At 35.2% G+C, this 24050-nt stretch carries 19 protein-coding genes and 4 pseudogenes; 8 read left to right on the top strand and 15 right to left on the bottom strand.

Annotated features, from left to right (window positions below):
• Positions 1-358 precede the first annotated feature (358 nt).
• The 4 genes from ACFCYJ_RS22930 to fdhA form a co-directional block, all read right to left on the bottom strand.
• Positions 359-1450 (bottom strand): DUF4179 domain-containing protein, encoded by a 1092-nt coding sequence (locus tag ACFCYJ_RS22930; protein ID WP_376077481.1) that lies wholly within the window; start codon positions 1448-1450, stop codon positions 359-361.
• Positions 1447-2001 carry a sigma-70 family RNA polymerase sigma factor gene (locus ACFCYJ_RS22925; RefSeq protein WP_376077478.1) on the bottom strand — a complete coding sequence of 185 codons (555 nt, stop codon included), beginning with the start codon at positions 1999-2001 and terminating at the stop codon, positions 1447-1449. The genes ACFCYJ_RS22930 and ACFCYJ_RS22925 overlap by 4 nt, the downstream gene beginning before the upstream one ends.
• A 374-nt stretch (positions 2002-2375) precedes the next feature.
• Entirely contained in the window at positions 2376-2873 is a 498-nt protein-coding gene (locus tag ACFCYJ_RS22920; protein WP_376077476.1) for an LURP-one-related/scramblase family protein, read from the bottom strand.
• Between the two features lie 1072 nt (positions 2874-3945).
• Positions 3946-5160, bottom strand: a complete 1215-nt coding sequence (gene fdhA, locus ACFCYJ_RS22915) for a formaldehyde dehydrogenase, glutathione-independent (protein WP_376077473.1) — start codon at positions 5158-5160, stop codon at positions 3946-3948.
• Positions 5161-5944: 784 nt separating this feature from the next.
• Here fdhA and ACFCYJ_RS22910 point away from each other — a divergent pair.
• From ACFCYJ_RS22910 to ACFCYJ_RS22890, 4 genes and pseudogenes are all read left to right on the top strand, one after another.
• On the top strand, positions 5945-6139 hold the full coding sequence (locus ACFCYJ_RS22910; protein ID WP_376077470.1) for a hypothetical protein: 195 nt from the start codon (positions 5945-5947) through the stop codon (positions 6137-6139).
• Entirely contained in the window at positions 6136-6489 is a 354-nt protein-coding gene (gene tnpB, locus ACFCYJ_RS22905) for an IS66 family insertion sequence element accessory protein TnpB (protein WP_376077467.1), read from the top strand. Before ACFCYJ_RS22910 ends, tnpB begins: the two co-directional genes overlap by 4 nt.
• Before the next feature lie 110 nt (positions 6490-6599).
• Positions 6600-7633: pseudogene (locus ACFCYJ_RS27495) on the top strand (IS66 family transposase).
• A gap of 83 nt (positions 7634-7716) precedes the next feature.
• Positions 7717-7997: pseudogene (locus ACFCYJ_RS22890) on the top strand (DDE-type integrase/transposase/recombinase); the annotation flags it as partial.
• Between the two features lie 206 nt (positions 7998-8203).
• On the opposite strand, the gene ACFCYJ_RS22885 reads toward ACFCYJ_RS22890, so the two are convergent.
• Positions 8204-9100, bottom strand: coding sequence for a DegV family protein (locus ACFCYJ_RS22885; protein WP_323646460.1), 897 nt, complete (start codon positions 9098-9100; stop codon positions 8204-8206).
• Between the two features lie 166 nt (positions 9101-9266).
• On the opposite strand from ACFCYJ_RS22885, the pseudogene ACFCYJ_RS22880 reads away from it, so the two are divergent.
• Positions 9267-9856: pseudogene (locus ACFCYJ_RS22880) on the top strand (IS66 family transposase); the annotation flags it as partial.
• 571 nt (positions 9857-10427) lie between these two features.
• Here the strand turns inward: ACFCYJ_RS22880 and ACFCYJ_RS22870 are convergent.
• The 3 genes and pseudogenes from ACFCYJ_RS22870 to ACFCYJ_RS22860 form a co-directional block, all read right to left on the bottom strand.
• Positions 10428-10640: pseudogene (locus ACFCYJ_RS22870) on the bottom strand (Ig-like domain-containing protein); the annotation flags it as partial.
• A gap of 288 nt (positions 10641-10928) precedes the next feature.
• Positions 10929-14021: an AAA domain-containing protein gene (locus ACFCYJ_RS22865; protein WP_376077455.1), complete on the bottom strand. Its 3093-nt coding sequence runs from the start codon at positions 14019-14021 to the stop codon at positions 10929-10931.
• Positions 14022-14507: 486 nt separating this feature from the next.
• Complete coding sequence (locus ACFCYJ_RS22860; RefSeq protein WP_376077452.1) at positions 14508-15383, bottom strand: tyrosine-type recombinase/integrase; 876 nt, start codon at positions 15381-15383, stop codon at positions 14508-14510.
• Between the two features lie 369 nt (positions 15384-15752).
• Here ACFCYJ_RS22860 and ACFCYJ_RS22855 point away from each other — a divergent pair, with 369 nt between their 5' ends.
• The gene (locus tag ACFCYJ_RS22855; RefSeq protein ID WP_376077449.1) at positions 15753-16547 is read left to right on the top strand and encodes an enoyl-CoA hydratase/isomerase family protein; all 795 of its coding nucleotides are present in this window, start codon (positions 15753-15755) and stop codon (positions 16545-16547) included.
• Positions 16548-16595: 48 nt separating this feature from the next.
• Here the strand turns inward: ACFCYJ_RS22855 and ACFCYJ_RS22850 are convergent, their stop codons facing one another.
• Positions 16596-17411, bottom strand: coding sequence for a hypothetical protein (locus ACFCYJ_RS22850; protein ID WP_376077446.1), 816 nt, complete (start codon positions 17409-17411; stop codon positions 16596-16598).
• Positions 17412-17753: 342 nt separating this feature from the next.
• Between ACFCYJ_RS22850 and ACFCYJ_RS22845 the strand changes: the two genes are divergently transcribed.
• Positions 17754-18929 carry an aminotransferase class I/II-fold pyridoxal phosphate-dependent enzyme gene (locus ACFCYJ_RS22845; RefSeq protein WP_376077444.1) on the top strand — a complete coding sequence of 392 codons (1176 nt, stop codon included), beginning with the start codon at positions 17754-17756 and terminating at the stop codon, positions 18927-18929.
• A gap of 60 nt (positions 18930-18989) precedes the next feature.
• Here ACFCYJ_RS22845 and ACFCYJ_RS22840 read toward each other — a convergent pair whose 3' ends face one another.
• Positions 18990-19358 carry a hypothetical protein gene (locus ACFCYJ_RS22840; RefSeq protein ID WP_376077441.1) on the bottom strand — a complete coding sequence of 123 codons (369 nt, stop codon included), beginning with the start codon at positions 19356-19358 and terminating at the stop codon, positions 18990-18992.
• 163 nt (positions 19359-19521) lie between these two features.
• On the opposite strand from ACFCYJ_RS22840, the gene ACFCYJ_RS22835 reads away from it, so the two are divergent.
• Entirely contained in the window at positions 19522-19881 is a 360-nt protein-coding gene (locus tag ACFCYJ_RS22835; RefSeq protein WP_376077438.1) for a hypothetical protein, read from the top strand.
• Positions 19882-20026: 145 nt separating this feature from the next.
• Here the strand turns inward: ACFCYJ_RS22835 and ACFCYJ_RS22830 are convergent, their stop codons facing one another.
• From ACFCYJ_RS22830 to ACFCYJ_RS22810, 5 genes are all read right to left on the bottom strand, one after another.
• On the bottom strand, positions 20027-20446 hold the full coding sequence (locus ACFCYJ_RS22830) for a DUF1801 domain-containing protein (RefSeq protein ID WP_376077435.1): 420 nt from the start codon (positions 20444-20446) through the stop codon (positions 20027-20029).
• Positions 20447-20547: 101 nt separating this feature from the next.
• A complete protein-coding gene (locus tag ACFCYJ_RS22825) occupies positions 20548-21111 on the bottom strand; it encodes a GyrI-like domain-containing protein (RefSeq protein WP_376077432.1) in 564 nt (187 codons plus the stop codon).
• Positions 21112-21175: 64 nt separating this feature from the next.
• Positions 21176-22129: a helix-turn-helix transcriptional regulator gene (locus ACFCYJ_RS22820; protein ID WP_376077429.1), complete on the bottom strand. Its 954-nt coding sequence runs from the start codon at positions 22127-22129 to the stop codon at positions 21176-21178.
• 178 nt (positions 22130-22307) lie between these two features.
• Complete coding sequence (locus tag ACFCYJ_RS22815; RefSeq protein WP_376077426.1) at positions 22308-22673, bottom strand: cupin domain-containing protein; 366 nt, start codon at positions 22671-22673, stop codon at positions 22308-22310.
• 135 nt (positions 22674-22808) lie between these two features.
• A complete protein-coding gene (locus ACFCYJ_RS22810; RefSeq protein WP_376077423.1) occupies positions 22809-24008 on the bottom strand; it encodes an AI-2E family transporter in 1200 nt (399 codons plus the stop codon).
• Positions 24009-24050 lie beyond the last annotated feature (42 nt).

The following is a 24050-nucleotide window of genomic DNA, read 5'->3' as shown; positions in this document are numbered from 1 at the left end:
AGTTTATCCATTCTTATGAGATAGAATAAGGGCTGTCACAAAAGTCACTTTTATGACAGCCCTTTAATGTGAAAAAGTTTGGCTGTTTAAGTAAATTGTTATAATTATACTCTCGTGCTCGTATTTCTTGGTATTTCTCAAAAAACGTATTGTTATCATATATATTCTGTTTCATTTTACCCTTCATTTCACCATAACGTTATGAACTATTTGCGCAAATTAATTATCACATGTATACAAAAATAAAATTAGACTTATAATTCAGTTTTTGTTAGGATGCTGATAGAGGCAAATTCCATGAAAACAATATATTAAAAGGCAGAAATCCCACTCGATTTCTGCCTTTATTTTTATGGTATTACTTTATAGGAACTATGATGGGTTCAATTGCATAGGGTTCTTTAATGAGTTCTAGTGCACCATCACTGTCCTTCATTTTGTAAATACCTACTACAGGAGTAATCATTATCGATGTTGCTTTTTCATCAAAACGATTTGTAGTAATGCGTGCTTGATTCCCGCTTAGGTCATTGAAATCTGTACTATGTCCTGTACCTCTGTGATGAACAATATTATACACATTTCCTAAATCATCGGACACCTTGTACTCAATTAATACGCCACGCCACTCTTCTTCCTCTTTAGCTATTGACGCCATATCTACTAATTCTGAAATTTTCAGTGTTGTAGAAACAGGTGTTTCTGTTATTTCTCTAACGATTACTTCTGTACCTTCAGCTTCTGTTATTATACTACCTTTTTCAAATACTTTAGTTTCACTTGCGAGCTTTGCTAAAGTGAATTCAAATGACCAGTCTCCTGCTATTGCATTATTTCCATTATTTAAATCAACAATTTTATTTCCTTGGAAAGTAATTTGTACTTTCTCTGGCTTTGGTCCTTTAATGAGCTCGTAAATATATAATACAGCATACTCTTTGTCATTTATTTTTTTGACAATATAATGATTATCAAATCCACTATGTTCATATCTATTTTCAAATTCATCAGCAGTTATTTCACCCTCTAAGATCGGCCTTTCCCCTAACTTTTTTTCACTCTTTATTGTGTAAGCTATCGTAATATTTTCTCCATCGTAAACAGCATCTGTTACAGTTACTTCAACATCATTACTTTCTTGAGTCGTTCCAATACTTGTTGAATATTCATCATGCTTTTCGAATACATACTTCTCGTCATCAACGAATAACCCGAATATATTCCCGACAACCGGTATGTTTGCCGCAAAAGTTGGGAATGCGTAGCCAATTGAAATACTTGAAGCAACTAAAAATACAGCTGCAGCCACAAAACTTCTTGTTAAATGCTTTTTCTTATTTACTTTCATTACTTTTCTTTTAATTCTCTCTTTTTCAAGAGTACTCACTTCCATCGGGTCCATATTCATGTCGATTTTTAAGTGATTAAATTGTTTATATAACTTTTTCATGTCACACTTCCCCCTAATCGAATCTGTTGTAACCGTTTTTTCCCACGATACAATCGATTATCAATAGCAGCCTTTGTCAAACCGTGATGCTCAGCAATTTCTTCATTTCTCATATTTAAAAAGTATTTCATCGTAAAAATATCACGGTCTAATTGGTCTAATTGGCTCATCATTTTTAATAATTCTTCTGTAGAAATCTTTATCAAAAACTCTTCTTCAGCTGATATTACCGCCTCACTTTTTTCATCTATCTCATAAAACAATGGCGATTTAGATAACTTTCTTTGTTTATTGATTGCTTTATATTTTGCTATTGTGCAAATCCATTTTCTAAAATCCTCTTTATCTCCTTCAAATTGCTTAGCATTTTCGAAAGCTCCCAAAAATGTATCACTTATACATTCTTCTATCATTTGTGGATCATTGTAAGATTTTAAAGCATTATATATAACTGCTTTTACGATTCCGACATACTCGTCGATTACATATTGAAGTGCTTCTTCTCGCTTTTTCTTAAGATACTTTATAAAGTTTTCATTAGTTATCCTCATACAAACACCCTTTCTTAAAACATAAGAGCCCCTACACTTAAAACATCGCTCAAAATTAAATTAATTCTCATAATTATTAGAAAATTTGTGAAATATTTTCAAAAAAATTAAATAGTACGCCATATCAAACATACTACATTCTATTTATTTATAAGTTTCTTTCCCTAAATTCAATTTTATTATAAAAGTAGTAAGTATAAACAAAAATCGATTTAGCCTGCTATAGTTTATCTTTTTATACTTTAAGGTCTTCACATAAAAATTCCATAATAAAAAGCAGGGAATTATTTCAAGATTCCCCACTTTTTAATATTATTCTAAAATTTGAATTTCTAAAGAAAACCTCTAAGCATTTTATATAGTACGTCCCTACGTTAAGTCGCCGCTGCTGAGGAAGCAGCAGCGTGGTCAGCCTTTACACAATCAATTGCGACAACGAGCGCAATAATGATAGCTTCCATCTCTTCATTCAATATTTGTACCTTGTAGCTATCGCCCCAAGTGAACCACTCCTTATTCACTTTACCGACGACTTCACCATGCTGTAAGATTTGAAAATCCATATCCCACCAGTTACCTTCTACCTCAATGCCTGCCGCATCAATTGTATAGCGTGCTTTAAAGAAAGAAAACTCCTTCTTAATCGTTAACACCTCTTGACCGTTTACTTCAACAAAAAACTTCGGTAAAAAGCTGAACACCTTTTTCGTAATAAGCGCGACCTTATCTCTTGCTGCATTCATAATGGAGAACGTTTTTGGAATTTGCATAAAACTGCCCTCCACGTAATAAACATCCTTCTCCTGCTGATCCTTTACCGTAAATTTTCCACTTAAACTGAATACCTTCTGCTTTATAAAAAGTTGCTTCATACTACGCCTCCTTTTTAATAGCATATTACTAAAATCATTTTTATCATAGATAATAATTACAGAAGTGTGTTTTATATGTATAATATTTAATGAAATTTGCCTAGGAGAAAAATATTTTCTATATATATATTCACCATATAAATAACTCTCTTACTTGTAACATAGAAATAAAGCCTATTCAAGACTGCTATATCTTAAATGGGCTTATTGTTTTTTTACAGAGAAAACGCACTTACATATGATACGGTTCCCCGTAATGTATCTAAATGAGGTTCGGTATATTTTCTTTTAAAATCAATTCGCTGATTAACTCGCTGGGATGTAAAAACTATAGGCTCTGTTAAACACTATGGTTGATTTTATTAGAATCCATTGAAAAGCTAGTTTCGTCTCTTCTTTTAAAATCAACACAAGCTACAAGATAATGATAATCAATCAAATACACAGAGTATTATAATATTAAAAAAGTATAAGTTAAATAGTAAGTAAAGAATTTATTGAATTTAATCCATCAAGTACTTGTTTAACTTCAATATTTTTCGACCAATCTTCATCTTCGATTTCTACACGATTATTAACTACAAGCCATAAGTTAAGCTATGGCTGTGCAGCCGCTCTACTAAAACCTATTAACTTTTACTCCTCAAGGTGAATCATATTTACCATTCCTACAAATTGAACCTTCTTTGGCTTTCTAATATGGGCTTCCTTTACTGCTGGTTAAACAAAGTACTATTCCGGCTGGCGGTGTTTAGGGAGATGCTGGACAGCTTGTTTCTTTCACTCCACTTATCTGGTTTTCAAATACTACAACAGTAGATGACTTTTTTGATAGCGTACAATGGTACGAATCCTTACAAAACCGGACAGGACAAGTTCGAAGTGGTTTCTTCATTCAGACACAACCTGAATACAAATATACTTGTGGTAAATAAGCAACGAAAAAAAGGAGACTTTGAGAAATGAAGTTCAAAGTCTCCTTAGAATATCAGCATGCTATCTAGTTCTTATTGAAAAGTAGCCAAAGGTTTGTCCTTTATGCTTATTTCAATTTAACCCCTGTAGAAATCTCTTACTTTACTAGACCGTGTGGGTCGATGACGAATTTTCTGGCAGCCCCTTTATCAAAATCTTGATATGCATTTGGAGCTTCGTCTAATGATATTACTGTAGCATTAACAGCTTTCGCAATTTGAGCTCTCCCACTCAAAATTGCCGCCATTAAATCGCGATGATATTTCATAACAGGTGTTTGACCAGTTACAAAAGTATGTGCTTTAGCCCATCCTAAGCCAAGACGAATTTTTAACGTACCAATTTTTGCATCCTCATCAATTCCACCAGGATCCCCGGTTACGTAAAGACCCGGTATACCTAAACGTCCTCCAGCACGTGTTATTTGCATAATAGAATTTAAAACAGTAGCAGGTGCTTCAACTGCATTAGCTCCATGTGCAGATGCTTCAAATCCTACACAATCTACAGCACAATCTACTTCAGGTGCTCCAAGTATTTGGTCGATTTGCTCTCCTAGGTTTGAATGATTTCGTAAATTAACTGTTTCGCAACCAAAGCTTCTAGCTTGAGCTAACCTTTCTTCATTTAAATCTCCTACAATTACTACAGCGGCTCCTAGTAACTGAGCTGAATGAGCAGCAGCGAGACCAACTGGACCTGCACCTGCAATATACACAGTTGATCCCGGTTTCACACCTGCACTTACGGCACCATGATATCCAGTTGGAAATATATCTGAAAGCATTGTTAAATCTCTAATTTTCTCCATTGCTTGGTCTTTATCAGGAAATTTTAATAATTGGAAGTCGGCATATGGCACCATTACATACTCAGATTGACCTCCAACCCATCCTCCCATATCGACATAGCCATATGCTGAACCAGGACGATCTGGATTTACATTCTCACAAATATGAGTATTCCGCTCCTTGCAGCTACGGCACCGACCGCAAGCTATATTAAATGGAACAGAAACTAAATCACCTTTTTTAATAAATTCAACATCTCGGCCTACTTCAATCACTTCTCCTGTAATCTCGTGGCCTAGAACTAATCCTGTCGGAGCTGTAGTTCTCCCCCTCACCATATGCTGATCGCTTCCACAAATATTAGTTGTTACTACCTTTAAAATAACACCATGATCACATTTGCGTCCTACATTAAGTGGATTTACCCCTGGTCCATCTCGTAAAACCAAATCTGGAAAACCAATATCTTGCACTTCTACTTTTCCGGAGCCCATATAGGCCACAGCTCTATTTCCAAACACTTGCAATTCCTCCCCTATATCATAAATTCATACAATCTATATATATGGCCACTTTGTCCTAATCATTCCTATGAAAAATAATATTCGTTCGTTCAAATTATTCATTTCTTGTTTAACGAAATGGCTCTATCTCTCACGTCTATTTCTCTACTTTACAATTGAATTCACCCATTTCAATTAAGTAGAGATTTTTTTTTCCTTGCAAACTGCATATGAACTAAAAGAAGAGAGTTAGTCCATAAAGAACTGACTCTCTTCTTTTAGTTCATACTATTAGGTCTATTTTTTCTATTTAATCAACGCTCCATTAAATAAATAGAATCTCACTTACTTGTGGTACGGTTCACCATAACTAGTGTAAGTGCGGTTTTTTGTTATATTAATTAAAATCATGGCTATATTAATTTACTTTTTCTATAAAGATATATTTTAACACACGTGTTGATTAGGGAAAATGCCAATCTCGTTTTTGAGTCGTCTTAAGCAGTATATTAAGTATCGAACCAATACACATACAAACTAAAAATCCAAACAAAGCATAAATGAGTGATTCCATAAAATACCTCCAAACTTCTATTAAGTAATATTTTACTATAAATTCTTATTCAACTAAACTGCTCCGTTAGATCCATGTAGCGCAAAAACCAGCGCTACACCACAGATGATGAAAGATGATTAAGTTCTTTCATGGGAGTTGAACAGTAAGCCCGTAATCAAATAACGCATATAAATAACCAGGCATCTCCGGTACGATAAATGTATCAATTAGAGGAGGTGCTTCTTTATGTCAACTACCAAACTAACAATTGTCTCTGTGACACTAGATCCGATCACTGACAACTCTTCATCAACAACTTCACCACAAAACTCTCCTGAGCCGAGCTGCATCATTAAAACAACTAGTGCTGAAATTTCCTTCTTTAATGGCGTAGATGAGCGCATCATCCAAACGATCCTGAAGGAGTTGAATAATCAATGAAGCAAGATTTTACGAGCGTGCAGAACATCTACATTATTTGCGGTAAGACCGATATGCGTAAAGGTATTGACGGTCTCGCAGCACTCATTCAGGATTCTTTTAAACTTGATCCATATAGTGATTCCATCTTCTTATTTTCAGGAACGAGTAAAGACCATTATAAATGTTTGTATTTTGATGGAGATGGCTTCGCCATACTTTATAAACGATTAGATAATGGCAAACTGCAATGGCCCAAAGATGAAAAGGAAGTACGTAACCTTTCACAAAAGGAACTTCGCTGGCTTTTAGAAGATTTATCGCTTCAGCAACCAAAAGCGATTATGAAATCTGCAAAAGGTGTCTTTTAAACCCACCTATTAAGATGGTATAATAATCCACAACTATACTGAACGGAAATGTGGTGAATGATTTGACGAACGTTCCTAAGCGAGAAAATCAAAATGAACGATTAATTCGAATGCTTGAGCAACAATTAGCTCAGTCAAATCGACAAATCGAAGCATTGACTGAACAAGTTCGCCAATTAACCAAGGCTTTATACGGTTCAAAATCGGAAAAATCAAAGTATCAAGCACCAGACGGACAAGGTTCTTTATTCGATGACGATCCGTCTTTTAACGAATCTGAGCACACAGAAGAACAAAGCACAGCGACGATTACTTACACTGTTAACCGTAAACTACATAAGAAAAAACGGAATGATTCTTTTCATGAAGGGATTGAAATAGAAGAAATTCATCATCACCCCACCAATACACAATGCGACTGTTGCCTTGGCCAAATGACCGAAGCCGGTACAACTATTGCGCGTGAAGAAGCAAAATTCATTCCTGCAAAAATGATGCGCATCCAGCATATTGAACATGCCTACGAGTGCAAGCACTGTAAAATGGATGCCACACAAAAAGCACAAATGAAACGTGGGAAAGCCCCACAAGCTGCCATTCAGCGAAGCATTGCGGGACCTACAGTTCTAGCAAAAACGGGCAAATTGGCGTGGATTACTGTGATCAACTGTATCACCTAGAACGACAATTCAAGCATCTTTCACCAGGTAAACGCCGAAAATCACGGCAAAAACATTCAAAGCCGATTGTAGAGAAATTCTTAAAATGGGTGGATGAATCACCTTTCTTCGGAAAAAATGCCTTAGCCAAAGTTACGGAATACACATTAAATCGTGTACATGGATTAAAAGCTTTTCTGTTCGACGGTAGGATTGAAATCGATAATAATCCGGCTGAAAATGCGATTCGTCCAAATGTGATTGGTCGTAAGAACTGGCTTTTCTCTGTTAGTGAAGCAGGCGCTAAAGCGAATGCCATCTGTTTAAGTTTGGCTGAAACGGCAAAAGCAAACGGCATCGATTTCTATCAATACCTAGTGACGTTAATGACAGAATTGCCAAATTTACCGATTCACCAGCAGCCAGAGATTTTAAATAATTACATGCCTTGGTCGAAAAAAATCCAAGCCACATGTACAAACTAGCCATCTATCCGAAAAAAATTAGGATAGATGGCCATTCGTCGTGTGTACCGAAAAGGTGCGCTTTTTTTTATATTTTGGGCTTACTCTATATCGGAGAAATTGTAGCGCAAACAATTGATTCTACACAAGATACGTCATTCGTTCTGGATACTTTATATCAATTCTACCGCAAGGCTGCATCTTGCATAGCGATCAAGGTTCTGTGTACACATCATATGCGTATCAAAAATCAGTCAAAGAAAAAGGAATTACCCTAAGCATGTCCCGCAAAGGCACGCCCACTGATAATTCCCCAATTGAAACGTTCTATCTCAACGGAATCTACCGCACGACAAATGCGCATATGATTCAAATCGTCGAAGACTAAAATACCTATAATAACAATATCCGTATTCAAACAAAATTTAACAGCCAGTCCCCCATACCTGAATGAAAACACTGCTATCATTCAAAAAATAACGTTACATCTGCCAGTTTACTTAAGCTAAAATGCTCTCTGACTGTATAATAGTTGGTTTATAGGAATTTCGCAACTTCATGTACCTACAATAATTTAGATTACAATTATGTTTATATAGTAACTAATTCAGCTTTCTTTTTCTTAAGTGGTGCAAGCTCTGGTAGACGTACCCAACTTAAACCAAGCGTTCCTTCACCTGCATGAACCGCTACACAAGCACTTAGTGGTAATACGGAGAAGTTTATGAGCGGATATTCGTTCTCTAAAGCTTTTTTCCAAGCGGTTGCGCCTTCTTCATCATTACAGTGAATAATTGCAACTTCAGGGATAATACTTTTTTCTAGATCTGTATTTAAAACATTTTGTACATATGTTTTAGCTCTAGTCGTAGCGCGTACTTTTTCTTTCATAACGGGCTTCCCATCTTCAAATGATATGACAACTTTAATATTCAACAAGTTACTTAAAAATGCTTGAGTCCCTGAAACTCGACCACTTTTATGTAATTGTGATAAGTTAGCCGGAATAAATGAAAGCTCACTGTTATCTGCCATCTCATTGATTCTTTCAACAATATAGCCAGGTTCAAAACCTTCACGCTCTAACTGCTGACCGAGTTTAATCATTTTCATCATCGGAAATGACCCGATTTTTGAATCCACTGGATATACTTCAAATTCAGCTTGACCAGCTGCTGTGAAAGTGCTTTGATAAGTGCCCGAAAGATGTTGAGAGGTATGAATTGCAATTGCACATGTATACCCTTGTTCTTTTAATGATTTATATAAGTCTACAACTTCACCAATAGCAGGTTGTGATGTCTTTGGATTTTTTTTAGCATTTCGTAACTTTTCGTAAAACTGATCATGTGTCATATCAACAGTTTCGCGTAAAGCCCCTTCTTCGAACACTATATTAAGTGGTAATACGTGAATTTGATTGTCCTGTATGAACTTTTCATCTAACAATGCTGCTGTATCTGTAACCCATGCAATTTTCTTTCCCATTTAAAAGTAATCCCCTTCATCTATCGTAGAATATTATTCATTTTATCTTATGCAACTATACACAGATAAGATCATCATGAGTAGTGATATTTATAATACTGTATTTTTTTTTTACATTCTTCGACATTATTTCGACAATAATTGCGATAAAAATAGCATTTTATAAGCATACGGTAAGCTATCTAATATTTCATTCGCTAATTGTTGGGCGCATATACGACGTTATTGGCTGAAAGCCGATAGCAAAAATGGGAAAATCGGCTTGGATTACTGTGATCAACTGTATCGCTTAGAACGGCAATATAAGCATCTCTCACCGGGAAAGCGTCGTAAAGCACAGCAAAAGCAATCAAAACCGATTGTCGAAAAGTTTCAGGAATGGGTAGATAAATCGCCATTCTTCGGAAAAAAACAAATTGGATAAAGTTTCTAAAAACGCATTAAATCGTGTACATGGGTTAAAAGTTTCTCTGTTCGATGGTCGGATTGGAATTGATAATAATCCAGCTGAAAATCCGATTCGTCCTAATGTGATTGGCCGAAAGAACTGGCGTTTTTCTGTGGGTGAAGCTGGTGCTAAAGCGAATGCACTGCTTTAGTCTGGCTGAAACAGCAAAAGCGAATGGTATCGATTTCTATCAATATTTAGTTAAACTAAGGATGGAGCTGCCGAATTTACCGATCCATCAGCAACCCCAAATTTTAAATAAATACATGCCTTGGTCGAAAAATATCCAAGCCACATGTACAAAATAGCCATCTATTCGAAAAAATTTCAGATAGATGGACATTCGTTGTGCGGTCCGGAAAGGTGCGCATATTTTTTATATTTCGGGCTTACGTTGAACAAGGTACAATTTAGCATCTCAATTATAATACACTTTCATTTCTCAAATATTTCTAATTATAATTTGAATCACAAATAAAAGCTGAACTAATAGAAAAATTAGTTCAGCTTTTAAATAACTCATTATAATGTTGCACATTTAATAAAGAATACTGATGTAACAAGTGAATTACTTTAACTCTTGACTTTTAATAAAAGTTATTCAATGATTGGATTTAAACTACACTTATTTATGATACGTTCCTCCGTGAGATGTCTAATCTAATTATTTTATTTCTGTCTCCTTCAATTATTAGAGTCCAATCTAAGCGATACTTCAATATGCATTTTTATCTATTGTTCAAGTTGTTGAATATCTATTAATACTACGTTATAAATCCAATCTTATGGAAAACTATGAGATAGAATAAGGGCTGTCACAAAAGTCACTTTATGACAGCCCTTTTTATTTTTATCATGCACAATAAATATAAGTATTTGTTATTTAGATACAATTTCTATGACAGCTGATTCAATTTTGTTTCCAGCCTTATCTTTAGCCACAACAGTTAGGTTAGTGCCAGCTTTTTGGGCTTTAATCTTCACAGTGAATTTCCCTTTTGAATTTGCTTTTGCTTCCCCTAATAATGTTTGCCCGTTATAAACTTGTACAGTAGCATCTTTTTCAGTTGTACCTGTAACTGATTTAGATTTTGCTGTTACTTTATCTCAAAAATAGAATTGAGAGAATGTTTCAACTTGACTACTTACTTTCGAAGTTGGATCTAAGAAAAGTCGTGCATCTGGTTCGTACTCTTATATTATTGACTAAAGATTTTATCAGTTTCAAGTAACATTGTCATTTCTATATTAAATTCGCTGTAAGAAGATGATAGATATACAGAATTTAATTCGAAAACAACTACCTTATCCAACTCCATATGTTTAAAATAATAACTAATTCTACACCAGTATTAATTTGCAAATTAAATATTCATTGGATTACTTATTATAGTCGTCAATAATCGAAATCGTTTTATTTGCCACTTCACTACCAAGTGATGCATACAATTTCTTATCGCCAATTACATAAAATTCTTCTTTAGCTCGTGTAGCTGCAACATTCATCATATTTGGATTAGAAACAGCCCATTCTGCTGCCCCACTGCTATTAGAGTCAGCTCCAAGAACGAAATAGACAATTTTTGCTTCTTTCCCTTGAAAAGTATGAACAGTTCCAACATTCGTTGTTTTCCCATTTTCTCGTTTCGTGAAGTTAATTTCATCTAAAACTCGTGCAAGATTATAAGCTACATTTCTAAATGGGGATATAACATAGATTTCGTCCACTAAATGTGGATTTTCCTGCAAACGTTTTTCAATCAGACTTTTCAGTAAGTCAGCTTGTTCTTTAACAAATTTGTCATTTGCTTTTCCGGTTGAATTATACCATTGTGATTTTCCTTGTGACTCATCTTCTGTTTTACCTTGTACCATCAGCCCATCATACGATAGTTCATTTGAAATCGTAAACATCGGATAGTTCGAACGTCTGTGCACCCAAAGTGGTATACCAATCCATTCATCATCATTTTTTTGGAAACCATACTGGCTTGCGGCATCCACAATTGTTTGAGTAGATGCATCAGCAGAGACAAATTTTTCATCAACTTCGTAATATCTTCCAATCAAATTCAGAACATTTGAGTCTAACGTCATTACTGGTTTTATTTGTGAGGGATCCCCAACAACCATAACCTTTTTACTTCTATAAATTGCGCCAACACTAGCTTGCGGTAGTGCTTGACCAGCCTCATCTATGAATAGATTACCTATTGAATTTTCATTAAGATTTTTAAACATACGACCAAAACTCGCAAAAGTAGTGCTGACAATAGGGATTGTGAAATTCAACCATTGCCATGATTCTGAAATTAACTGATGTCCATTCTCTTTTCCTATGTATTCAGACTGTTTATTCCAAATAATCCTTGCCGCTTTCAAACTCTTTCTGTTTTCATACAGGAATTGCTTTCTAACTTTTAAGGCAGAAATAAATAACTCTGATTGTAAAATACGGAACTGCTCTGTAAACCATGGATTAGACTTTTGAAGTTCATCATATGATAGTGAAAAATCCAGTTCCTTTATACCACTTTGAAATTTAAGTTTTTCCAATAACACAATTTCTTGTTCCAATTTTTTTAAATCATTTTTTTGAGTAGTCATCCATCGATCGAAGTCAGCTTTTGTGTCCTGAATTTGTTTTTGAGCATACTCACTTTTTGTAACATTTTCCTTTAACCCATTTTCGAGTTGCATGCGGTCATTCAACAATTTAGTTTTTTGTTGAGAAAGTTGATTTAAATAGTCATTCGCACTATTGAGATTCTTGAAATACTGCTCGATTTTTGATTTATTAAATATTTTCTGAAACCATAAAAAACTTGGCTTTTGTGAAGTAACTACATCATAATTCCTTTCTGCTTGAACTTGTACATTAGTTAAATTTTCAATTTCAATAGAAGCATTCGATAAATTTTTTTGCAGATTTACGCTTTCTTGTCTCAGTCTTTCAAGTTCACACTTCGCTTCTTTTTCCTGTGAAATTAAATTTGTTCGTTTCTTCTTTTCTTCTTGTTCAAAAGTAATGAATTGCTTCTTATGCTTGGTTTTTAATTTTCGAAGAGAATACATTTTTTCACTATATTCTTGCATTTTTTCTCTTTCAATTTTTAACTCATCATAGAGACGTGAGAATTCTTGATATACACCTGTATTCGCATGATAATTTTCTGCTAAATCTTTTTCAATTACTTCAATGTTTAAAAGTAATTTGTTAATGTTTGTTGACGCTCCACCTTCTAACGAGAATGTACCCCAATTTTCTTCATTTAAAAGCTCACTTATAATGTTACGATTCTTTCCGAAACCTTCACCGGTTAATTTAGAATTAGAAATATCTTTGAAATAATTCGCTTGCACTAGTTGATTTTGAAAATCTTTAGCAATCTTTTCTTTCTTTGGTAACTCCTTAACAATATTTTGGACTGCCCCATTGTTTGAACTTGCAACAATAATGTTTTTATCTGAAATGGATTGCGGTAAAACGCCAAGTTTAGCATTTTTCCAATAAACTAGACTACCTTGAATATTTTTATTAGAAAGCTGTGAAATTAACGCTGCCTGTTGTACTACTAAATCAGCAAAGATATCTTTCAACAGTGTTGTTTTCCCTGTTCCTGGCGGCCCATTAACACTACGAATATCATTTTTATCATTTAAAGCTAGGTTTACTGCTACCTGTTGCATGAATGAAAGTGGATTTTCAGGATTACTTGGGAAACGTCCTAACGGATAAAGTTTAGGTTGTAAAGCAATTGTCTCGAAAATATGTAAGTTAAAATTTTCTGATTCTTTATTGCTATCTAGATTTTTCCTATCTCCAGAAAAGCCATTAAAATATCGATCCAAATTTTTATTAGTGATTGTCTTTGCTTTTTTCAGATCTTCTATAAAGAACGAATGTAGATTTACATCTCCATTATCCAAATTTTTCACAAATTTATAGCGAAAGTTTTCTGTGGAAACATTATACTTTTGTAAAAGTTCAGACATTGTGATATTAAAGTCCTCATCAAATTTCCTGTTCAAATCTTCTCTAAATGAGTTCTCAACTTTTAGAAAATCTTTCGGTAAATCACCATGTTCGTGGATATAACCGCTCATCGTAAAGAACAATTTGTCTGCTATAAAATTTAATTGGTTATCAAAATATAAAGAGAAGGTGAATTTGTCAGAGTTACTAACTTCTTCATAGGTTTTAGCAATCTTGTATTTCTCCCTCAATATAGCAACAACTTCTTGAAAATTGAAAATATCAAAATATAATACTAAGCCCGACTTCTTAAAGGACTTATCTGATACATTTTGTTGTTCTTTTTGTTTAGTTAAAAAGTCTGAAAAAAACTTATTCCAGTCCTCCTCCTTTGTAGTATGTAAAGGCTTTAGCGATTTATCTTTTTTATTAATAGAACCTTCTGATAGTTGCTCTATCGTAATCCAAGCATTTAAAATATCTTTTCTTCCATTCATGTTCTACCTCCCTTAGTATTCATATAGAAAATTTGATTTATAAGCTACATTTGTGTATTGCAAAATAAAAATGCAGAATTTTTCATAGACAAAATTAGGTTTCAACTAAAAGTCTTTATAACAAATGATATTGTTTGGATGTAACGAGGCTAATCTATTTCGTCGACTTTATATCATTTATTTTACATTTTCTTTATCATAACAAATTTCAAAATTCCCATAAAGGTTGTATTTTACTCAAGGCGCGACTTATAATCTGTTATTTCTTTTTATCAATTATAAAACCGCACTTATTTATGATACGGTTCACCGAAACTAATATGAAAATGTATTGCCTATTTTCTACTTTAAGTACATTAATTCATGAGCTATTTTAGGAATAATGAAAGGTGCATATTTTAAACGTTAGATGTTAATTTTTCTCCCCCCAAAAAATACCACCTCATCTGCAATTACAAAATAATTGACACTAAATGAAAATCCATCTTATTCAAAACGCCCCTGTCTTTCAGTAAGCACCCATTTTCGTACATAGCCCATTTTTTCCTGAATATTTTCGACTGTTTTTTCACTTTGAAATGCCTTTTGCATGACGGTATAGCGCAAATCCGTGGCTCTCACATTTGTGCCGATATCCTTTGATATCGTTTGGAAAATTCGCTCAATTGTTTTTGTTGAGATGGCTTTTGATTGACTAGCCTCGCTAACCCAAAGCCATTCTCCTAACTTTTCTTTATGTAATTCCTCTGTAGCCTCTTTATAGTGCGCAAGCATGTCCATTACTATTGAAGAAAGCTTTATTTCTCTACGACCATTTTGATTAGCAATGTAAATCAGCGATGAGTCGAAGTGAATATGAGACCATTTCATACGTACAAGCTCTGCTGGCTTACATCCTGTTTCCATCAGTATTTGGACAATGCAGCCATTACGTCTTGCTAGCCAAGCATGCTCCGTTGTTTTAGCGTATTGAAAATAAGTTGGCCAGACATTCGCAATTTGCATCAATTGCTGCTTTGTCAGTAATGTCAAAGCCTCTTTCTGTCTCTTTTTTGGCTGTAAAATGCCCTCATAGTCGAAAGGCTCCACCCACTCTCTTAAAAAGACAAAATCTACAAAGCCTCGTAATGTAGCAATTTTATGATTAAATGTGTTGACATTTGTGTAGGTCTCTTTCAAATAATTACTATATATAAATAACAATTCTTTTACATGATGATCTACATACAAGTAGTTGTTTTCATGTGCAAACGTTAAAAATTGCTGTCCATCTATATTGTATTGCTTTTTCGTAGCAGCACTTTTCTTCAAAGAGTTTAAAAGTAAAAAATAGCTGTTCCATGCCTCCACTAGTGTGACCATCTTGCGACCTCCTTAGTAACTGTGCGTGTATTAGTTTAAGTTTACTATATTTTTGGGGCGTTAGTTTATAATTCATTTATATAAATTACATTGTCGGATAATCTGTAGTATTTATACATTATCTCACTTCTCGTGTTCAAATGCTTCTTTCAAAACGAGAAAACAAATGATCCTATAGCAGTGTCCCACATCTTTTGTTTTCTTACAATAGTAATTTTCCGCACTCTGTTGTAGTACAATTTCTTTAAAATGACCCTATTCTTGTATAACTAGGCTAATTTACATGAAAATTCGTATAATTTAGTGTTTATTTCCGTTTGTGTTATATAATAAGAGTATCAACTATAACATGTAGGGGGCTTTTCAAGTATGCAAGTAAAAACAACTCGACTTGAAGCAGAAGACGCAAAAATCATTTATCAAGAAACAGCTGGGCTAGCGATTATAACGATTCATCGCCCACAGGCTAAAAACGCGCTAACAGCAAATATGTGGGATCAATTAGCTAAAATTGCCCTACAAGTATTAGATAATCCGAAAAATAAAGTATTGATTTTACGTGGCTCTGGCGAAAACTTTACGGCCGGCTCTGATATTAAAGAATTCAACGCCATTTCCCTTGAAAAAGCCGAAGAAGCGTTTGTACATATGGAAAAAACGATTTCTACAATTGAGCGGTTACCAATTCCAACGATTGGCGTCATTAATGGTCCTGCAATGGGTGCTGGCTTAGAGCTTGCATTAGCTTGTGATATTCGCATCGGCTCTGAAAAAGCAAAGCTCGGTATCCCTGTCGGTAAATTAGGGATCACCTTAAATAACAAATTTGCACAGCGTTTAGTTCAACTTGTTGGCCCTTCTACAACAAAGGATTTAGTGTTTACAGGTCGTATGTTTAAAGCTGAAGAAGCCTTTAAGCTTGGTATGCTTAACTATTTAGTAGCTGAAAAAGACTTAAATAAATACATGATTCGCATGGGTAAGCTTGTTGCAGGCATGTCACCTGAATCTTTACTAGCTGTGAAGCAATCTGTTCAAGAATGTGTGGACAGTGTACCAACATTATGGCAAGGTTCAACACCGTTTGTCGGAAAGGATTTTGCAGAAGGTTGCCGTGCCTTTGTAGAAAAACGTCAGCCACAATTTACACGTCAATCAAAATAATAAAACAGGTACTCTGCTCGCCCCTCTTGCGAATGGAGTACCTGTTTTTTAGGTTTTTCTCTTTAATACTACCGACTTAATGTGGAGATGAATTGCATCTAGTTCATACCCAAAATGCTGATGAAATTCCTTCTGTATCGTTTTTTGTAATGCATACAATCGATCTGGTATGGAATAAGTAATAGGAAGCTTAAGCTGTAATGTAATCGTAGCTTGCGCTAAATCGCCTAAAACGAATTGGACGTGCTCGACTTTCTGTACAATATCTTGCTTTGCACAGCAATACGTTAGTAGCTGCACATAAACATGCTTAGCAATTTCGATATACTCTTGTTGAAAATCAGGTCGAACAATTGTCGTCTCCCCTATTTTTTCACGCTTTGGAGAAAAAATCTCTATCCCTTTTTGAACGATGCGTTTAAAAAAGTTTTGTTCGACTTGACGGTAAGGTATTGGCATAACATGCTTTCCTTGCGTCTGTCGAATAAAGCGAGCTTTTGCAATTTCCTTTTGAGTACGTACATCCTCAACATAGTAATATGTATCGATTGGACCAAGTTCAAGCTGTCGAGCTATCGTTTTTGTCATTTTATCGGACGTGCCGATCAGTAAAATTGACTGTACTTTATATGTATCAAGTGCTTTTTTTACTTCATCACGATGTGTATCATCTGTAAAAATGGCTCGACGAACGGCTGTGATCGTATTTTTCTCAAATTTTGCGGAGATTCCAGCTACTTTCACACCACTTACAATGAGAAGACCATCATCAATAAGAGCCTCTACCCCGATTTTATGGGCGAAAACTAGTGCACTTGTACTTTTCCCTGTTCCACTTGGACCACTTAAAGAATAAACATTCATGACTGTCAGCTCCTCTCTATTTCATGATAGCAGAAACGTATCACTTTTTCCGTCATATAATATTGTTTCCATCATTATCGATTATGCCTCGGCATAATTGCGTCCGGAATCGGCTCTGTGCCTGCACAAAGCACTCCTTTCCGATTCTGTGACATCCGCCGGAGGCTCTAACTTCTTTCAGCAATTTGCTGAAAGAAGTTAAATTATTTCCGCTAGCCTACGCACACATCTTCTTTATTATAGAAATATATTCTTTTTTCAGAATAACTTTCCCTTTATATGCTTTAGTATGATAAAATGTGAACTACTATTCTGTTATACAACTATAAGGAGTGTACTAGTTTGAAAATCGTACCATCTAAAAAAATGTCTTTATTTACACCAGCAATTTTCGGAGATTTAAAAAATCATGCTAAGCAACAAGAAGCGAAAGGCATGAAAATGATTGATTTAAGCTTAGGTAGCCCTGACCTTCCCCCAGACGCTAAAATTCGCGAGCATTTATCGTATAGAGCAGGTTTAACAGAATCCTACGGCTATACATTAACAGGCACGCAACGTTTTTATGAAGCTGTTAGTCGTTATTATAAACGTCGTAGCAATGTAGATTTAGATCCCGCTTCTGAAATCATTCAAACGATTGGCTCTCAAGAGGGATTAGTACATTTACCAATCGCCTTTTGTGATCCAGGGGATATCGTATTATCCACAAACCCAGCTTACGTGGCCTATGATGCAGGAATTCATCTAGCAGGCGCAACACCTTACTATATGCCTCAAACAGCTGACAACGATTATTTACCAAACTTAGATGCTGTTCCTGAAGAGATTGCGCAAAAAGCAAAACTATTAATTTTAAACTTACCAGGTAATCCTGTGCCTGCAATGCCTTCATTAGCCTATTTTGAAAAAGTCATTGCCTTTGCGAAAAAATACAACATCATCGTTCTACATGATGCAGCATACTCTGAGTTCTACTTTACTGGTGATGCCCCAATTAGCTTCTTAGCCATTCCTGGAGCAAAAGAAGTTGGAATGGAAATTAACTCATTATCGAAAAGCTTTAGCCTTGCTGGTACACGTATCGCTTATATCGCGGGTAACGCTGAGATGATTTCGATCTTAAAACAATTAAAATCAAATTTAGATTTCGGTATTTTCGAACCAATTCAAGATGCTGCAGTCGTAGCGCTTGATAACGCGGAGGAAATTACAGCAGGCTTACGTGCAACATTCTCAGAACGCCATAAAACATTAATGAACGGCTTACATACATTAGGATGGGATGCAGCTCCTTCTGAAGGTGGCATGTTCGTCTGGGCAAAATATCCGTACGATATTGACTGTACAGAGCTAGCCTTTAAACTAATTGAACAAGCTGGCATCGTGACAGTTCCTGGTACAGTATTTGGCTCGGCTGGACAAGGCTATTTACGTTTAGCCTTAGTACAACCAAAAGAATTGTTGCAAGAAGCTGTTGATCGTTTAGCAAAAGTGCAAGTTACATCACAAAAATAATCATCTAAACAACATGCAAACCCTTCTAACTTTAATGGTTGGAAGGGTTTTTACTATTGCTTATTCGTTAAAATTGGCGGGGATTTTCACTAACACATAGTCTCCAGTCCACATTTGTGTCGACACAATCAAGCTTTCGCCATGTCTTTCAAAGAAGAGGCCATTCCCCTCCTTTTGTTTAAAAATCCAACCATTTTGATCAAGCATTTCTTTAATCATTTCATCAGCTGCGGATATATTTCCCTTTATTCCATACCATTCTTGACCGTTTTTGTTCGACAATTTAACCATTCGTGTCTCGGAATCATTTACTTTTTCTATCACTGTTTTTTTACTTATATGTTCTATTGGGAGTTGAGGAAGATAGAGTTTGTTGTAAAATACGAACGCTCCAACGAGTAAAATGATGATCCCGATTGTTACGATCACCTTTTTTCATAAGACACTCTCTCCTTTCAATATAATATATTACTAATTTCCCATTAAAATTTCCATGTATTATATCATATTAAACTAATATCCAAAAATGGTAACCTACTTAGTTAATCAGACGTCTAAGATAGAAAGCGAAATAATGAAGGGATGAGAGTTTTTGAAGTATAATATTTTGGTGTGTATAGTGGCTGTAATAATAGTTTTGAATGGCTGTTCAACAATTCAAGAAAATGATATTTCGTTAGATAAAGAACAAGAACAATCGTATGTACCCATGGTCAATTTAAATGGAACAATTTATGCCTCTTATGACTTAACAAAACATGAAAAATATTCAACGGGCGAAGTATTTGGAGAAATAAAAAAAAGAGTACCATCCTCTGATATCGAAAAGGAAAATTTAACTTCCAATTCTTACGATGAAGGAACTGTTATATATAATGTCAAAGAGGATAACAAGTTATTTCTAATTGAAGAGTCAGCAGGTATTTATTCCATTCTAGAAAAATTAGAGTAATGTTTAAATCATGGAAACCCTTATAATAAAAAGCATCCCTTACGTAATAAGTACCCTATATGAAAGACACTTAAAAAAAGTCTCTCTTATAGGGTACTTTTATTCATAATTAGCCTAACAATTAGATCGAGCAGAACTTATGTTATTATATCCCAAGCATTGGTAGATGTTTTCGAGTATGATAAGTGAGTGCCAATGCAATACACTGTTTTAATTCATTTACTGGTATCTCATCATTTACAGCAAAAACGATCGCTCGATTACCTTCATAGTTGAATAAATCTTGATAAACCTCTTTAAACGTATCAATTAGCTTCGTATTACAGTTAAAATACATGGCGTATTGATCTGGGCGTGACTGTTTCCATCCTAATCTAATTGTACTCCCTTTTTTTGTGATATAACTAGGTTCTCCCCATTTTAACGTTTCTTCCACATGATCTACGCCTTCTGTCTCTATAGCCGTATCCAAAATTAACTGGCGAAGAATCAATAGTTTCGACTGAATGTGTTTAGGATACTGTTTGAATACTTCCTCCACCTTGCTATTTTCAATTGTACTCATATACATCATTCCTTTTTTAAAAATAACAAACTAATCCATACTCAATCGTACGATTAATAAAATTCTAAAAGCGATTCAAATTGTCTAGTACAACATGAAAGCTATTTTATCGAAATATAAATTTCTGCTTGTCCGTCCTCTGGGTTAATATCCTTGCTATAATATTCAAAATCACCTGTGAATGCTCGGTTATTCCCCGGCTGCTGTGACCATTGCCAAATATCAGCCCAAGTACGCTGAACCATTTCTATAATGGGTCCACGTTCTGTGACGAATACAGCATATTTTGCAGCAGGTACAGTAAATGCTTTAATCATATCTAGGTTTTGAAGTTGTAATTCTTCCTTTATATGTACGCTGACCATTACTTCATAAAGTCCCGCATCTCCTTGTTCATAGTTGAAGTAACAGCTATAATGACCATCCTCTTGGATATGAGCTCCTAGCTTCTTACCAATATTTTGAGAATGGAAATTTTCAAATAACTTACCAATTTTGCCATCTTGGCTTCGTTCGGCTTCATTTGTTGTAAAGGTACTAATTCCAGCTAACGTGAAGGAGGATAATACCTCAATTCGGCTAGGTTCAATTCGTTTCGTAGTAATGTTATCTTCAGACGATACGTGATTCCATTCAGTCATACTTTTTTGTTCGTTTTGTTTCATCCAAAATCATTCTCCTTATTATAGAATGAAACCAGTATAAAACAATAAACCTGACAACTGATTGTCAGGTTGCTTTGTCATTTTTATAAATGATCGCTATTTTTTCCGCACGACTAGCAATGATTTCCCGTAAATGTTGAGGCTCAAGCACCTCTACATGATGTCCCAAGCTAAGAATGAAACTATAGAGCCATTCATTTTCTGGATACGCCTTTTTTACTAGCCAACTGCCATCCTCAACTGGCAAAAGTTCTTCAATACCAAACCATTCTTCTGCTAAATGCCGAGCTTCATCCTGGAATCGAAAGACAACTTCGGGTACATCGGATGGCTTGAATTTACGCTTGCCTTCGACATGCTTCTGAGTAACGGGATCTCGACGAACGAAGTTTCTTTCACGATCTACCTCTAGCCCTTTCATTCTTTTTAGTTTAAAAAGGCGAAACTCTTTTTTTTCTAGACAATATGCTTGTAGATACCATTGCCTTCCTTTCAGCATAAGCACATGCGGCTCTACTATTCGCTTGGAAACTTCACCTTCTGCATTCGAATAGGTGAAGTACACTAATATACTGCTATCTATTGCTTCGTCTAATAGTTGTAGTTTTGGACGGAGACGTTCAATACCTTCCCAAGGAGAGTAATCGATTAGTACGCGATTTGTCTTATGTTGAAATTCTTCTTCATGTGCTGGTAGTACGACACTATTTATTTTTTCTACAAGTCGTTGGTTTTGCTCTTTGCCGTATGAAGTGGAAATACTGCGAAGAGCGGTAACGATAGTAGCAAGCTCGTCATTTGTTAGCAAATTTCGATCCAAACGGTAACCTTCTGCCAAACCAATACCACCGTTTGTTCCTTGATAGGTGATGATCGGGATGCCGGCTGCATTAATGGAGTCAATATCTCGGTATATCGTCCGAATAGATACCTCAAACTGCTCCGCTAGGTCCTTAGCCTGCACCTTTCGACGGTTCAGTAGAATAATAATAATAGATAAGAGCCTTTCCAGTTTCAATATACGTAACCCCCATTTCGATGTTAAGTAATTTTTAGAGTATATTTGATTAGATGATGTTGATCGTTTAGCACAAGTGCAAGCTACACCACAAAAAATTATATAAACAACATAAACCCTTCTAACTTTAATGGTTGGAAGGGTACTGTTGCGTATATTAATTTTTCATAATGAAAAGTTAAATCCAAACATCATTTTCTGCTGTTTGCTCCGTTTGTTCTTGTCCAGTATTCACAACACCTTTAGGCTCTACAAGCATAATTTTACATTCGGATGCAGCGTAAGGTTTATGCTCGACATTTCGTGGAACAACAAACATTTCACCTTTCTTCAAAGTAACTTTTCCATCACGAAATTCAATGATTATATTCTCTTCAAGGACGATAAAGACTTCATCTGTATCTTCATGTTTATGCCAAACAAAATCCCCTTGTACTTTGACTAGCTTAAATTGATAATCATTCATTTCAGCAATAACCTTTGGAGACCAGTGATCTTGGAATTTAGCTAATTTCTCTTGTAAATTAATCGGTATAGAATTCATTCTCTGTTCTCTCCATCCTCTTTGCGACCCTAATATAAGGTTAACATATTGACACCTCTGAAGATTCTTATCGTTAATGCAAGGATCAATTTAATAAAAAAACAGCTACTGCAATTTCGCAGTAACTGTCTCTTCTTACACATCATATTTTTGATGGCTCTCATCCTCGTAACGATTATAACGGTGTTTAAATAGCTTGAATAAGTGTGTCACAAGCACTTTAATGATGGCATAGCCTGGAATCCCTAAAATGACACCTGGTACGCCAAATAAAGAACCAGCCGTTAATAACACGAAAATAATGGTAATTGGATGGATACTCAGTGATTTACCCATAATTTGCGGAGAAATGAATTTCCCTTCAATGAGTTGCACGACAGTCCAAACAATAGCCAGCTTAATAAGCATGAATGGTGATGTAACAAGAGCGATAATGACCGCTGGAGTAATGGCAATGACTGGCCCTAAGTATGGAACTACACTCGTAATCATAGCAAGGAAGCCAAGCAATAAGGCATATTTCATACCGATAATTAAAAAGCCGATGGTCACCATTGAACCAATACACATTGATACCAAAATTTGGCCTTGAATATAGGAACTAATTTGCTTGTCCATATCGTGGAAAATTTCTTGTACTTCTTTACGCATACGTGGCGGACAAATTTTTATAATAAAGCTCGGTAGTTTTTCACCATCTTTAAGTAAGTAAAATAAAATAAATGGCACCGTCACTAATGATAGAACAATTCCCGTTAAAGTTGAAACGAAGCCAGTAATACCAGATGCTACGCCTTGTGCTAAATTCGCAGCCGTATCTTTTACCGTTTCCACCATATCCGTAGTAAAATTCTTCACCATTGAATCATAGTTTAAATTAATTTTATCTAAGTAGTCGTTGATACGTGAATTATTGAAAAAATCAGCAATATTTTGTGTGAACGCCATAAAATACCCTGGGAATTCCTGTGCTAAATTAGTAAACTGGTCTCGTAAAAACGGATAGACAAGTACTACTAATAACGTTATGATACCAATCAAAATGATATATAGAAGAAAGATACCCCAAACCCTTGGGATCCGCCATCTTTCGAAAATCCCTACTATTGGACGAAATAAATAATACCCAATAATGGCTAGTACCCCTGGTAGAATAACTACCTCAAATAAAACTTTTAGCGGGGTAAATATAAAGGAAACTTGTTGGAACATAAAAATAACGCATGCTAGTAATAATAAAACAATCAGTGTAAAAAATAAGTTTTTACCACCTATAAAGCGAATAAACTTCGTTGAAAAGAAATTCGAACGCTCATTTGGTCTGTCTTTTTCCATCTAATCACCCCAATACCAATCCTATACCCTTATTTTACAGGA

It is taken from the genome of Lysinibacillus sp. NPDC056232, from assembly GCF_042267565.1.
Taxonomy (GTDB): Bacteria; Bacillota; Bacilli; order Bacillales_A; family Planococcaceae; genus Lysinibacillus.
The sequence above is the reverse complement of the archived record's forward strand: the minus strand, read 5'-3'. Positions and strand labels throughout refer to the sequence as shown.

Excerpts from the sequence above, each read along its gene's own strand:
- ACFCYJ_RS22930 (WP_376077481.1), bottom strand. The coding sequence starts at position 1,450 with ATGAAAAAGTTATATAAACAATTTAATCACTTAAAAATCGACATGAAT.
- ACFCYJ_RS22925 (WP_376077478.1), bottom strand. The coding sequence starts at position 2,001 with ATGAGGATAACTAATGAAAACTTTATAAAGTATCTTAAGAAAAAGCGA.
- ACFCYJ_RS22920 (WP_376077476.1), bottom strand. The coding sequence starts at position 2,873 with ATGAAGCAACTTTTTATAAAGCAGAAGGTATTCAGTTTAAGTGGAAAA.
- ACFCYJ_RS22910 (WP_376077470.1), top strand. The coding sequence starts at position 5,945 with ATGTCAACTACCAAACTAACAATTGTCTCTGTGACACTAGATCCGATC.
- tnpB (WP_376077467.1), top strand. The coding sequence starts at position 6,136 with ATGAAGCAAGATTTTACGAGCGTGCAGAACATCTACATTATTTGCGGT.
- ACFCYJ_RS22885 (WP_323646460.1), bottom strand. The coding sequence starts at position 9,100 with ATGGGAAAGAAAATTGCATGGGTTACAGATACAGCAGCATTGTTAGAT.
- ACFCYJ_RS22865 (WP_376077455.1), bottom strand. The coding sequence starts at position 14,021 with ATGAATGGAAGAAAAGATATTTTAAATGCTTGGATTACGATAGAGCAA.
- ACFCYJ_RS22860 (WP_376077452.1), bottom strand. The coding sequence starts at position 15,383 with ATGGTCACACTAGTGGAGGCATGGAACAGCTATTTTTTACTTTTAAAC.
- ACFCYJ_RS22855 (WP_376077449.1), top strand. The coding sequence starts at position 15,753 with ATGCAAGTAAAAACAACTCGACTTGAAGCAGAAGACGCAAAAATCATT.
- ACFCYJ_RS22850 (WP_376077446.1), bottom strand. The coding sequence starts at position 17,411 with ATGAATGTTTATTCTTTAAGTGGTCCAAGTGGAACAGGGAAAAGTACA.
- ACFCYJ_RS22830 (WP_376077435.1), bottom strand. The coding sequence starts at position 20,446 with ATGAGTACAATTGAAAATAGCAAGGTGGAGGAAGTATTCAAACAGTAT.
- ACFCYJ_RS22825 (WP_376077432.1), bottom strand. The coding sequence starts at position 21,111 with ATGAAACAAAACGAACAAAAAAGTATGACTGAATGGAATCACGTATCG.
- ACFCYJ_RS22815 (WP_376077426.1), bottom strand. The coding sequence starts at position 22,673 with ATGAATTCTATACCGATTAATTTACAAGAGAAATTAGCTAAATTCCAA.
- ACFCYJ_RS22810 (WP_376077423.1), bottom strand. The coding sequence starts at position 24,008 with ATGGAAAAAGACAGACCAAATGAGCGTTCGAATTTCTTTTCAACGAAG.